This is a genomic window from Spirosoma sp. KCTC 42546, from assembly GCF_006965485.1.
Lineage (GTDB): Bacteria > Bacteroidota > Bacteroidia > Cytophagales > Spirosomataceae > Spirosoma.
Window position 1 is genome coordinate 7,675,154 of the sequence record NZ_CP041360.1, and the last position, 13,569, is coordinate 7,688,722.

9 protein-coding genes are annotated in these 13,569 nt (G+C 48.4%); 4 read left to right on the forward strand and 5 right to left on the reverse strand.

Annotated elements, in window-relative coordinates; all coding sequences use genetic code 11:
* Window positions 1-185: 185 nt before the first annotated feature.
* A complete protein-coding gene (locus tag EXU85_RS31230; RefSeq protein WP_142775834.1) occupies window positions 186-2,438 on the reverse strand; it encodes an ATP-binding protein in 2,253 nt (750 codons plus the stop codon).
* Between the two features lie 192 nt (window positions 2,439-2,630).
* Between EXU85_RS31230 and EXU85_RS31235 the strand changes: the two genes are divergently transcribed.
* A complete protein-coding gene (locus tag EXU85_RS31235) occupies window positions 2,631-3,542 on the forward strand; it encodes a TIGR01777 family oxidoreductase (RefSeq protein WP_142775835.1) in 912 nt (303 codons plus the stop codon).
* A gap of 40 nt (window positions 3,543-3,582) precedes the next feature.
* On the opposite strand, the gene EXU85_RS31240 is transcribed toward EXU85_RS31235, so the two are convergent.
* The gene (locus EXU85_RS31240; RefSeq protein ID WP_142775836.1) at window positions 3,583-5,007 is read right to left on the reverse strand and encodes a mandelate racemase/muconate lactonizing enzyme family protein; all 1,425 of its coding nucleotides are present in this window, start codon (window positions 5,005-5,007) and stop codon (window positions 3,583-3,585) included.
* A 264-nt stretch (window positions 5,008-5,271) separates the two neighbouring features.
* Here EXU85_RS31240 and EXU85_RS31245 point away from each other — a divergent pair, with 264 nt between their 5' ends.
* Window positions 5,272-6,210: an RraA family protein gene (locus EXU85_RS31245; RefSeq protein WP_142775837.1), complete on the forward strand. Its 939-nt coding sequence runs from the start codon at window positions 5,272-5,274 to the stop codon at window positions 6,208-6,210.
* A 121-nt stretch (window positions 6,211-6,331) separates the two neighbouring features.
* Entirely contained in the window at window positions 6,332-7,261 is a 930-nt protein-coding gene (locus tag EXU85_RS31250; RefSeq protein WP_142775838.1) for an RraA family protein, read from the forward strand.
* Between the two features lie 87 nt (window positions 7,262-7,348).
* Here EXU85_RS31250 and EXU85_RS31255 read toward each other — a convergent pair whose 3' ends face one another.
* The 3 genes from EXU85_RS31255 to EXU85_RS31265 all read right to left on the reverse strand — a co-directional run bounded on the left by EXU85_RS31255 (window position 7,349) and on the right by EXU85_RS31265 (window position 11,110).
* On the reverse strand, window positions 7,349-9,469 hold the full coding sequence (locus EXU85_RS31255; RefSeq protein WP_142775839.1) for a peptidylprolyl isomerase: 2,121 nt from the start codon (window positions 9,467-9,469) through the stop codon (window positions 7,349-7,351).
* A 266-nt stretch (window positions 9,470-9,735) separates the two neighbouring features.
* On the reverse strand, window positions 9,736-10,284 hold the full coding sequence (locus EXU85_RS31260) for a hypothetical protein (RefSeq protein WP_142775840.1): 549 nt from the start codon (window positions 10,282-10,284) through the stop codon (window positions 9,736-9,738).
* A 223-nt stretch (window positions 10,285-10,507) separates the two neighbouring features.
* A complete protein-coding gene (locus EXU85_RS31265; protein ID WP_142775841.1) occupies window positions 10,508-11,110 on the reverse strand; it encodes a thioredoxin family protein in 603 nt (200 codons plus the stop codon).
* A 227-nt stretch (window positions 11,111-11,337) separates the two neighbouring features.
* Between EXU85_RS31265 and EXU85_RS31270 the strand changes: the two genes are divergently transcribed.
* Window positions 11,338-13,494, forward strand: a complete 2,157-nt coding sequence (locus EXU85_RS31270; RefSeq protein ID WP_142775842.1) for a sensor histidine kinase — start codon at window positions 11,338-11,340, stop codon at window positions 13,492-13,494.
* The last annotated feature ends 75 nt before the right edge of the window (window positions 13,495-13,569 follow it).

The window sequence follows — 13,569 nt, forward strand, 5'->3', positions numbered from 1 at the left end:
CAGCGAATCATAAAAATCAGTGTTCTATTGTTTTGTATGACAGAGACGAAATTGCCACGTATTGACTAATCCCGAAACTCAATCTGGCTGAATGCCGACTTTCGCCGTTCAGATCGCCTTTTTCTCAGGGTAAGTAAGCTGTAATTAGACGAGTGTGGGATAAATTTATAGGTGCAGAAAGGCATTTATATGGCACTGATTTCAATAACGACCAACGTCCCACCTTCCGCTTTACGCTGGATTTCCATCTGACCGTTCAGATACGCCACTTTCGACCGGATGGCGCTGAGGCCCATGCCGTCTTTACCTGCATTATCGGCAATACCTACTCCGTTGTCATCAATCATGAGGGTCACATGTTGCTGATGGTCAACGACCTCTACGGTAGCCTGTGTAGCATGAGCGTGTTTAAGAATGTTGTGCACCAGTTCCTGAATAATTCGATACAGCTCGTTCAGGAATGAAATTGGGTAGGCATCTGGGTTTTCGAAGCCCACAATGATTGTGTCCAGGTGAAGTCGTTCCGCCATGTTAACCGATTCTGCCAGATCTTCAACGGCATGCCGGAACCCATACCGTTCAATCAACAGGGGCGTCAGCCGATGGCTTATCCCTCGCACAGTTGATGACACGGACGTTAGTACATCCTGGGTTTTCTGCAGCTTTGGACCGCTTTGCACGTGTTCTGGCCCTTTTTCCAACACCGACGATACATTGAGCGTTGCGAGGGCGAGCATCGCGTTTACTTCGTCATGAAGTTGATCGGCGATTTTCCGACGCTCATTTTCTTCGGCGTTGATGATTCCCTGCATCAGGTCGATATGGCGTTGCTTTTCCAGTTGTTCCAACTGGCTTTGCTGCAAGGCTTCCCGCTGCCGAGCGCGCACCTGCCGGTTTCGAACATACAGCGCCAATAGCCCGATCGTGAGCAAGGCCAGCGCGATGATAACACCGTAAAATCGACGTTCGCGTTGGAGTTGCCGTTCGCGAGCTTCATTTTCGGCATTTAACCGACTGATTTGCTGTTCCTTGTCACGAATGCGAACACGCGCCAGTATCTGCTGTACGGCTCGGTACTGGTTCAGGCTGGTGAGCGAGTCCCGGATTGCATAATAGGTATCTAATGCCTGTCCGTACTGGACGTAATTGCCCTGAGCTTTGTTGAGCGCGGCTAATGATTGGTAGTAGTATAACCCAACGGCCGAGTATTGACTAACAGTTGCAGCTTTCGTTAAGGGTTCCAGCATCTGGCGAGCCTTGGTATAGTCACCGAGTTTCAGCAGGGCTCTGGCGTAAAATAGTTCGGGGGGAATGCGCGAAAACGAAGCCGATGTTACCCCTTTTGAAAGCGATTGTTTGTAGTAATCGGCGGCCTTCGTCAACTGGCCATCCTGTTCGGCCAATAAACCAGCGGCCAGAAAATAACCGGAATAGGGAATGTCGGCCTCAGGCCCACCAAACTGTCGCCGACTCGAATCGACGAACGCTCGCGCTTGTTTAAACTCGCCCTGATACACCCGGATTATCGCCATTTCGGCATTGAAATACGGTACATTGGGTGCCTTAGGATTGGGCCGTACCAACGCATCATACACCATATCGGCAAACTTACCCGCATTCTCGTAATCGGTCAGCAATAGGTTCAATTGGGCTAATTTGAAGAGAACTGTGGGCCGTGGGCTGCGAAAATAAACGGTCGTACGTTCATAAAAACGGGGATTTCGGGACAAGCTGCTATCATTGGCAAGTTCGAGCAGGCTATCGAACGCCATCACCTGCTGCTGCGGATTGGTTAAGCAGTACGACGCCCGGCTATGCAACGCCATAAACAGTGCATTTTTATTCGGCAATCCCGTTGCCAGCTGAATTGCTTCATCGAAATCAGCCCGCATGGCTTCAGGCTGGCCTGATCGGCTGCGCGACGCCCCCCGAAATTCACGCAGTAGCGCCAGCGTTTCGCGGTCATTGGCCGCACGGGCAGCCTGTTCGCCAAGAGCTAAATAGCGTGTCAACGAATCGGGCTTATCCCAATCGTAATACAGCTGAACCGTGTATGTCAGGGCATGGCAATAAAGCAGAGGGATAGGTCGTGCATTCTGGCGAGCCTCCCGAAAGAGCGGTTCAGCCTCATCATAATGGTTGAGCGATTCTTTCGCCTTACCCCAGTTAACAAGCAGAATATGTATCCAGCGCCGATTACCCGTTTGCTTTACCCTGGGCACGTACTGAGCCAGCCAGTCGTAGGCTAAGTTCAGGTTCGTCTGACCCATATCCTGGATCAGGTCGCAGGTCTGCCGAAAGGTGGTTTCGGAAATCGGTTGCCTCTGGAGCCGAGCCCAGGCCGCCTTCCCTTCAGCTTCGGTATAGGTACGTGCCTGCCCAACAACATACGTTAACAGCACGAGCAGGATAGAAAACACAAGTTGCCGGGTAGCCATGATGAAGGTTGTTTAGCTGCAGTCAACATATATACGTAAAAATAGCCTCCTAACCCTGCAACCTGAATACTATTGAGCGAGTGGGCTAAAAATCAACGACTTAGGCAACAATACCAATAATTCAATATACTCTTCTCACAAACAACCTGCTAGCTTGATTCGTTATACGTTTATACCCACCACCTCATACGCATGAATCAAACAGTTTTGATTACAGGAGGTACCGGCTCAATTGGCCGTCGCCTAACTCAATTACTTCAACAGGAAGGCTACCAGGTGTCGTTGTTAAGTCGGTCACAAAAGAACATTCCCGATGTGCGTGTGTACCAATGGGACGTCAAAAAGGGGCACATCGACCCACAAGCCATTCGTACAGCCAACCATATTATTCACTTAGCGGGGGAAGGTATTGCCGATGGGCGTTGGACTGACCAACGCAAGGAAGAAATCATAAGCAGCCGTACGCAGTCTACCGAACTCTTAGCCGAAGCGCTACGTACCAATAAACACCAGGTTAAGTCGTTCATTGGAGCCTCGGCCATTGGCTATTATGGGGGCGATACCGGCGACCGACCCCTGAATGAGAGTAATGTAGGAGGCAGTGATTTTCTGGCTCAGGCAGTACGGGCCTGGGAGCGCTCGGAAGAGGAGGTCGCATCCTTGGGAATTCGTACCGTGAAGCTGCGAATTGGGGTTGTCCTGATGAAAGACGGTGGCGCTTTACCCAAATTAGTCCAACCCGTTCGGTTGGGTGCAGGGGCTCCCATTGGATCAGGTCAGCAGTATATTTCATGGATTCATCTCGATGACCTGTGTCGGCTGTTTATCAAGGCCCTTTCCGATCCATCGTGGCAGGGAGTTTACAACGCCGTTGCCCCAAATCCGGTCACCAATGAAACCCTGACTCGAGCCATCGCTCAGGTACTCCATAAGCCTATGTTACTGCCTAACATTCCTGCTTTTGCCATTAAGTTGCTCTATGGTGAAATGGCTATTGTTGTTACAGGCGGTAACTATGTATTGAACAAACGTATTGCCGAGGAGACCAACTTTACCTACCAGTATTCGGACTTGGGTAGGGCGTTGGAGAGTTTACTCATGTAGCGTGGCCGGGCTGGTGCACCAGCCCGGCCACGCTACATACTTAACTCCACTCCCGATCGGCAGAATCTTTCGTGTTCCACACGTCGGTAGGCGCAAACCAGGTGCCTCCTTTTTTGAGGAATTTCTTGGCAACTTCCTCATTCAGCTCGACACCCAGGCCCGGCTTCTCAGGAACGCGCACAAATCCTTTCTCAACGATAGGCTTCATCCCTGTGACCAGGTCCTCCCAACCATTCACATCAACGCCGTGGTGTTCCAGCGCCACGAAATTCTCGGTAGCAGCCGCGCAATGCACGTTCGCCATCATCGAAATCGGCGAACCAGCAAAGTGCATGGCCATAGGAATACCTTTTTCTTCAGCATAGTCGCCAATCTTTTTGGTTTCCAGCAAACCGCCCGATGAGGCCAAATCCGGGTGAATCATATCAATGGCTTTCGCATCGATCAACTTGATAAATCCTTCTTTGAGGTAGATATCTTCGCCGGTTAGCGTTGGCGTATCGATGGCGTCAGAAATTTGTTTCCATTGATCCGTATAGAACCAGGGCACAAGGTCTTCGAGCCAGGCCAGTCGGAATGGCTCCATGGCTTTCCCGATCTGAATGGCTGTATTCACGTCGAAGTGACCAAAGTGGTCGGCAGCTAACGGCGTATCGTAACCCACAATATCACGCACTTTGCCCACGTGCTCCACGAGCCGGTCCAAGCCTTTTTTCGTGACCTGAATACGCGTAAACGGGTGTTTTGTATTGGCATAGTTACCCAGCTTACCGGGCTCCGAATCGTTCCACTGCTTTTTTACGCTCCAGTTATTGGCGTTTACCAGCATACCTGGCTGATCGGCCAGCATACCGATACCGAAATCCATTTTCAGGAATGTGTATCCCTGATCCCGGCGTTTCTTCATATTCTCAGCAAAACCTTCATAGGTATCCGCTTCGGGTGTATCGGCATATAAGCGGATGAAGTCACGGTATTTACCACCGAGGAGTTGATAAGCGGGCACATTGTACGCCTTTCCGGCCAGATCCCAAAGTGCCATTTCAACACCACAGACACCACCAGCCGCGCGGCTTTGTCCGCCAAACTGCTTGATCTGCTTAAAAATCTGCTCCACATTACACGGATTCTTGCCCAGTAATCGACTTTTCAGCATGAGCGCGTAGTTGGCACTGGCACCGTCACGCACTTCGCCCCAGCCAACCAGGCCCTGATTGGTATCAATCCGGATGATCGGACTGCTGAATGGGACACCCTGTAAAATGGCAACCCGCATATCCGTAATTTTCAATTCCGAGGGTTTGGCGTACCGACTTACTTTCTGGGTGATAAATTCCAGTTCCTGGTCCGGCGATTTATCGAACATAAGACCGAGCGATAAGCCCCCTAATCCGGCTTTACGGAAAAAGTCGCGTCGATCGGAGGTGCTGTCGGGGGAAGACAAGCGGGAGAAACTATTTTTCATGGCAAAAATTGAGGGGTTTAAGGCGATTCAAACAGAATTTTCAGAATAAGTTGGCGGCTATGTTCTGGCAACCTGATACTAAAGTATGGGTAAGCTTATTCGATTAATCTGATAGTTATATAAGTTGATTAATGCCAGTATTTTACTTATGCTACAGTCTTTTTGCTTAGAATTCCTATTAACCCCTTCGTTTCCTAGTGGAAAAACTGATTCCACCCACGCGCTGGCATTGGTTTGATTAAACCTTCAACTCTCCATAAAGCAATGACAAAGAGAACATTCCTCGTAGTAACAGCCATCGCCCTTTCGGTAAGTTTTTTTGCCCAGGCCCAACGGGTAGGCTCATCGCCGGAATACATTACCGCCTTAACCTCAAACTGGAAAGGCGAACGATTCCCCGACGGACGGCCCAAAATACCCGATATTGTTTTGGAGCGGCTACAGAATTGCACGCTGGAACAGATCTGGGGCTATTTAGGCAAAAAAGGCTACCGTAATCAGGTCGAAAAAGACTGGGTCATTCTTAAACCCGGCGAAACAATGACCGGGCGGGCCGTTACTGCTCAGTTCATGCCCACCCGGCCCGACCTCGACAGTCTGGTCAGGGCGCAGGGAAAAGCCGAAGGCCGTTCGCAAAAAGGAGGCATTAACATCTGGCCAATCGACATCTTAACAAAGGGTGATATCTACGTGGCAGATGGCTATGGTAAGATTAAAGACGGGACGCTGATTGGATCGAGTCTTGGGAATGCTATTTATGGCAAGACAGGAAAGGGGGTTGTTTTTTACGGATCTGTCCGGGATATGCAGGAACTAAAAGACACAAAAGGGTTCAATGCCTGGGTAAAAGGGCATGATCCTTCTTATATCAAAGACATGACACCTACCTCCATCAACGCCCCTATTCGTATTGGTGAGGTAACTGTATTGCCCGGCGACGCCGTGTTTGCCAATGAATACGGAACGGTATTTATTCCGGCTCACCTGGTGGAAGGACTGGTATCGGCATCTGAAATGACAGCCCTGCGTGACGAGTTTGAACGGGTACTCCTCCAGCAAGGTAAATACCCATCGGGCGAAATTCACGGCGACTGGTCGGATAAAATAAAAGGAGAGTTCAGAACCTGGGTTGGCAAGTACCCAAAAAAGTTAGCTATCACCCAGAAAGATGTAGATGCTTATCTGGCAAAAGAGGGACATTAAGTTGTTTTAAACACAGAGACACGGAGATAAACACAGAGTAAACTGAGTTTTTTTCTCAATGCTCTCTGTGTTTTTTCTCCGTGTCTCTGTGTTTAAAATCTATTAATCAAATTTCAACCTAATGAACAGTAAGTACGCCGTCTTCTTAGTAACACTGTCTCTATTTATTACAGGCGCTTCGCTCGCACAAACCATTCCCAAAGACGAGTTGGTTTTTTTAACCTCTGAGTGGAAAGGCGAACGGTTCCCCGATGGGCGGCCCAAAATTTCGGATGACTTGGTGGAACGAGCCAAACACATTGGTATCGATGATGCCTGGACGGTCTTAAAAAATGAAGGCTATACCAATCAATTTGAAGGTAACTGGAAACTGATTCAGAACGATGTAGCCGTAACCGGGCGGGCTGTAACGGCCATGTTCATGCCCAGCCGACCTGATGTTGAAAAAACGATTAAAGAACGGGGCATTACAAAACAGGGACGAAAAGGTAATACCAATACCTGGCCAATTGAAACCCTTACCAAAGGCGACGTCTACGTAGCCGATGCGTTCGGCAAAATTGGCGGAGGAACCCTGATGGGTGCGACTTTAGGCAATGCCATTTTCAGTAAAACAGGCAACGGGGTCGTGTTTAACGGAGCGGCAAGAGACCTACAGGAATTACAGAACATAAAGGGATTCAACGCCTTTGTCCGCGATTTCCACCCCTCCTTTCTGGAAGAAATGGTGTTGATGGGGCTAAACACCCCAATACGAATCGGTAATGTAATGGTACTGCCGGGCGATCTGGTAATTGCTCAACGGGAAGGTGTGTTGTTCGTGCCTGCCCACATGGCCGAACAGGTTGTCAGCACCGCCGAGTTTGTGACCCGCAAGGATCAATTTGGCTTTGAAACGGTTAAATCCGGGAAATACACAACCGGCCAGATCGACAGCCAGTGGACAGATGAAATCAAAACAGACTTCCTGAGATGGCTTGGTCAACACCCAGAACTCGGGAAAATGACCCGGCCGGAATTAGATAAAGTCATGAGTAAACGAACGTGGTGAGTAGTACCGACCGGGACGGTCGGTACTACAAAAAAGGCTTCCGCTGATTCAGCGGAAGCCTTTTTTATGTGAATCAAGATTTAATTCCTAATAGAACTTTGACCGGCGGTCTTCTACTTTAGCGGCTTCTTTGATAGCCTCGTTGATGTAGAAACTTACCCGTGAGGTGTTGTTTTGCTGAATTTGCGTTTTGTACATCGTGTAGTCAGCAACGGCGGGAGCAGGTGTTAAGGAAGCGGTTTCCATAATCAATACCCCACCTTCGCCAATGAACGGTTTCGAGCGTTTACCGGGCTTCAGACCGAACGCTTTACCAAGGGCAACAGGGTCAACACCTGCGCTGCGTAGGAAGCCCGTTGCCAGATTGATGTCTTCAGCCAGTTCAACCAGAGCACCCGAACCATACTTCTCAGCAATGCTCTCCAGGGTTCCGCTGGCATTACCCAATTTACTGATGATCTGCTCGCCTTTCAGTTCATTCCGAACCTTAGCGGTCAGCTCGTTGCGGTAATCGCTAACTTCTACTTTGTCTTTTTCCGTTTTGTTGGTCAACACAGCAATTACGTACTGATCACCTACTTCAAACGGCTCCGAAACCGTATTCAGGTCCGTTTTGTCGTTGAATGCCCACCGAACAATCTGCCGAACTTCAGAGCCTGACAATGCATTGATCTGAGCAGCTCCTTCTGGAATTCGCTCAGCCGTAGCTACAACCAACGACTTATCTTCTTTTACTTTCGCATCAAACTCTTCTTTGCTATGTACATCCGATGCGAACTGGTCGGCTTTGCGAAGAGCCTCATCGCGGGTGGTCTGGCTAGGCGCAATTGTTTTACCGATAGCTGCAATCCGATAGAGCACGTTTGTTTTAGGCTGTGTTACTTTAATGATGTGATAGCCAAACTCAGTTTCTACCAGACGAGGAATCAAGCCAGCCGAGGTAGCCCCAAATACAGCCGTTTCAAATGGTTTTACCATCTGGCCGTTGTTTTTGAAGTAACCCAAATCACCACCTGCCTGAGCCGAACCATCCTGGCTGTTGGCCTGCGCCAGTGCCTCAAAGCTAGCGCCACCCTGAATCTGCTTCAGGATGCCTTCTGCCTTACGCCGAGCCTCAGCCTTAGCCGAATCCGCCAGCCCTTTTGTCTGAATCAGGATATGGCTGGCACGAGCCGTAAAACTGGTGTCTTTCTTGGTACCGCCGTATTTGTAGATAAAATACGTATTGGCTTCGCGGAAGGGTCCATAAATACCCCCCGGTGTAAAGGTTGGGATAGCCGCCCGGAGTTGTTCGGGCATTTCACCCGCCGTTAGGTAGAGCGGCACACGAACGTCGCTGTTCTGCTGCGCAAACGTCGAATCATTCGTGGCAGCACCAAGGCCACGTGCCAATGATTTAATTTCCGTGTAGAGGGTAGCGCTATCTTCTTTAGACGGAGCCACCGAGAAGGTTACGTATTGAATCGAACGGCTGTCCGTACCCGGATATTCGTCCTTGTGCTTATTGAGATAATCCTGCAACTGAGAGTCCGTTACCTTAACGGTTGTGTCGTTGATGGTATAGTATGGAACGAACAGGAACTTCACATTCGCTTTCGAGTTCTGCGCCTGATATTCTTTCTGTGCTTCAGCCGTCGTTGCAAATACCGACATACGCATCAGCCCTTCATACTTATCACGAAGGCGATTGGAGCTCAGATTTTTCTCAAAGCTAGCCCAGGCAGCCTGCTGTTGTACAGGCAAATTCTTTAAGCCTTTCAAGTAGCTGATAATAGAGCTTTTATCGAAAACACCCGTTTGGGGGTTCGTAAATGCCTGCCGAACAGCGGGGCTGATGTTATTACCCTGTACCATGTCGACAAGTTCTTCGGGCGAGACCTGCAAGCCAAGCTTATCGAATTCTTTCTGGTAGGCAATTTCGAACAGCATCTGATTCCAGGCTTGTTCACGAATCTGAACCATTTCCTGATCAGCAGGAGCACGGCCAGTTTGTTGTTCGTATTGCGCCCGGACTTCATCAACTTTCGCATTGAACTCCTGATAATCAATAGATTGACCGGCAATTTCGCCGACTTTTTGTTGATCTCCACCGAACAGCAAGCTACGGCCGCCGAGCAAATCTCCACCCACAATGAACAGGATCAAACTTACGGCAATAACGCCTACAGCCAGTCCTGAACGTTCCCTGATCTTATTAATGACAGACATTTCGCTTTTAACAGTCAATATTAGCCCGCAAAATAACAATTTTCCCTGTTCGAATACAAGTAAAAGCTGTACATCTGTCCCCAAAATTGAGGAGTTGGCTCCACAACCTCTAAACAAAAACGGTGCCGACTCTTGACAGAATTGGCACCGTTTTCAAAAACAGCGAATCTCTTTAAGGAAATGGATTATGTAAAATAGATAATGGATAACGGTAATTTTTGATTAGTAAGCCATTAGTCATTTCACATTATTCATTGTCCATTTAGTTAGTTATCCTTCTTTAATTTATCGCCCGCTTTATCAAAGGCATCACCTATATCACGACCGGCACTTTTAAAGCCCGCTTTTACGTCTTTCCAGGCATCGGCGGTGGCATTTTTGGCTTTATCCATGTCGTTGGCTAACTCCTCCCGTTCAACTTCCAGCTTCGCTTTCTGACGCTCGGTTTCAGCCTTAGCCTTATCGCTCTGTTTATCTGCCTTTACTTTTAATTCATCAATTTTTGCATCCAGTTTATCCTTCTGGATCTTCATTTTAGCGACTGCTTCATCGCGTTCACGCTTAAAATCAGCGGATAGCTCATCCGATTTAGCATCAGCTTTATCGCCGGCTTCGTCCAAATTTTCTTTTGCTTTTTCGGTAGCATCTTTTGTATCCGCCGAGATCGCATCACCCGTTTTTTCCAGGGCATCTTCGGTTCGAGACTCTTTTTTACCATCTGAACCGCAAGCCTGCAACAACGCCAGCGATGCAACCAGCATCAGGGTACCTGCTACATGTCTAAGTTGGGTCAAGATTAACTGGGGCTTTTTCATACCGTTTCTGTGTAGTTTGATTTGTACCAACCCCGTTGGCAAAGGTCGTGCCAGAAAGAAGGGGGAGGAAAGGGAGGAAAGGGAGGAAAGGGAGGAAAGGGAGGAAAGGGAGGAAGGAGAAAAGGGACAAGAGGAAAACGAAAAAAGGGCTACTTTATAAATTATCCTTCTTTCTCATCCCTTTCCTCCCCCTCCTCCCTTTCTTCCCACTCCTCTCTCTTTTTTACTTCCACTTAATAGCGCAGCCGATGGGTTTGGTAATGGGCGATTGTACAGGGCGGCCTCCTAACAGGCTACTAACGGCGTCATCGACGTACCGACGTTTTACACTGGCTTCGTCCTGCGGGTTATCGTCGATTGTACCCACATATTCCAGGATAAACTGGCCATTTGTTTGCTTGAGTACATACACCTGTGGTGTACGGGTAGCACCAAATGCGCGAGCTGTAGCCTGCGTTTCATCAATCGTATACGCATACGGGAAGTTTTTATCCCGGGCGCGGGCTTTCATATTCTCGAACGAATCCTCCTCATAGGCAGTCGGATCATTAGGCATGATTGCCAGCACCGGATACCCCTGGGGTGAAAATTTTCGATCCAGGGCAATCAACCGGTCTTCGTACGTTTTCGAAAATGGGCAATGATTGCTAGAAAAAACGACGATCAACCCTTTTTGGTCGCGGTAATCCGCCAGCGAAACACTACGCCCATCCACACTTTTCAGACGAAAATCGGCAACGGCATCCCCTAATGTATATCCTTTTGATTGGGCATGTATACCAGATAGCGCTGTTAGCATAAGAAGCGCTGTCAGAAGAACATGCATGTGTTTGTGAGTTTTCACCGGATTATTCTTTTTTGGTTAGACAACAAATGCAGTATAAAGATTAGTTTACCGTGAATTTAGGCTTACCCGCTCAGTATCGTTACCGTTGCAACAAGCTACGGGCTTCAGTTGGCCAAAATGCCTTACTATACGTGCGACTAAGAAAACAGATCGGTATACATTTTTCTGAAATGAAATTACTTAAAAGGATATTGTATTTTAGCCCGATGAATCGACTTCTAGTTTGGGTGATTATGATGAGCCTACTGGTTAATACCGCCGTTGGCCAGGGGTTTCGCATTGTGACGGATAGTGATGAATTAGAAGGCTCTAACTGGCGGTTTATGCCTGGCGATAATCTGCACTGGGCTGATTCTACCTTCAACGATAGCAACTGGGAAAAGCTTGCTACTGACAGGTCGATTGAGCTAGCGTCAGACACATGGCAACAAAACAAAGGCTGGTTTCGAAAAACCCTTCATCCTCGGTCCGGCATTGTTAATCAGGACCTTAGGCTAGTTGTTAAACAATTCGGCGCTTCTGAAATCTATCTTGATGGTCGCTTGCTGGCCGTGCTCAAGCCTGCCCAGTTCGACTCAGGTGGATCTCAGCGGCTCCTTCGGTTTGTACCGATTCGATTTCCAGATACCAATCAGCATATACTAGCCATTCGCTATCGCTTCCGTCGTGACCCAGTCATTCAGGCATCTACGAATATTGTTCCGATTAGTATTCACCTCTACAATCCTGATCAGGCAGGTGAGTTATTGCGTGATGAGGCTCAATGGACATCTGCCCTGGATGGCTGTTTCATCGGCGTGTTCGGTATGCTGGCGCTACTTCACTTCTTGTTCTATCGAGCTAACCGCAGCCAGGCCATCAACCGGATACTCGCCTGGGGTATGTTCTTTTTTGCATTGATCTTCCTCATAGCCGAACTAGATGAGTACGTTGGCACCCTTACGCATGTATCTGTTACAGATATGATTAGTGATCTAAGTATGCATGCGGGCTTTATACTGCTCCTCACTGCTGTTTACCAATACTTACACCTCCGCCGAAACTGGATATACTATACGGTAATTAGCACGGTAGTCATTGACCAGCTTTACCGATTTGCGATAGGTACTCCTCCGGATGGACTATCCTGGGTTCCATTTGGGCTGGTCAACATCGACTACGTTCGGGTAAGCTGGTTAGGGCGCAAAACCAACGATACCGATGCCAGGCTTCCCTGGAATTCACTCAAATTTAGCCTTTACTGCGTCTTGCTGATGATCGTGATCAGTATTGCTGCGGGCATCATGGAATCCGCCTTAAAAAATTCCTTTGAATATATGTTAGTGGCTATTATTGGTTTGGGGGCCATATCCATTTTCAGTATTCCGGTTGGTCTATCCCTCTCGTTGGTTCGTGATTATACCCGAACCTACAATGCGCTGGATAAAAATCTCCGGGAAGTAGAGCAACTCTCAGCCCGAACGTTAGCCCAGGAACAGGAAAAACAACACCTATTAGCCCGCCAAAATGAACTGCTGGAAGAACAGGTTCACGAACGCACAGCCGAACTCCATCAGTCATTAGAGGAATTAAAGGCAACGCAGGCCCAGTTAGTGCAACGGGAGAAATTAGCCTCCCTGGGGGAACTCACAGCGGGTATTGCCCATGAAATTCAGAATCCACTTAATTTCGTCAACAACTTTGCCGAGGTTTCGGTTGAATTAGTTGAGGAACTGAATGAAGAACGGGGAAAGCCCGATGGTGAGCGTGATAAAGATCTGGAAACCGATTTATTAAGCGACCTGGGCCAGAACGTACAAAAAATCAGTGACCATGGCAAACGGGCAGCCAGCATTGTTCGGGGGATGCTCCAGCATAGTCGAGCCAGTTCGGGTCAAAAACAACCTACCAATTTAAATGCCCTTATCGACGAATACCTTCGCCTGGCTTATCAGGGTCTCCGAGCCAAAGATAAGTCCTTCAATGCCCACCTGACTACTCATTTTTCGCCCAATCTACCAACCATTAACCTTGTACCGGAAGACATTGGGCGGGTACTGGTCAATCTGTTCAATAATGCGTTTTATGCCGTTCAACAGAAAAGCCAGCTAGCAGCAGAATTTGTACCGGCGGTTTCCGTTACAACCACTCAAACCAACGATCAATTGATTATTCAGGTACGCGATAATGGCACCGGCATTCCAGATGACGTTCGGAACAAAGTATTCCAGCCTTTTTTCACGACTAAACCCACCGGCGAAGGAACTGGCCTGGGTTTATCGCTCAGCTATGATATTATTGCGAAAGGGCATGGTGGCCAGCTAAGTGTAGCAACAGAAGCGGGAGTATTTACAGAATTCACAATAACCCTTCCAATTGGATAGCTTTAACACGGTTTCCCATATATCAATTTCCAGATTGTCCATCTCACTGCCACAGCCTTACGAAGGTGAGTATCG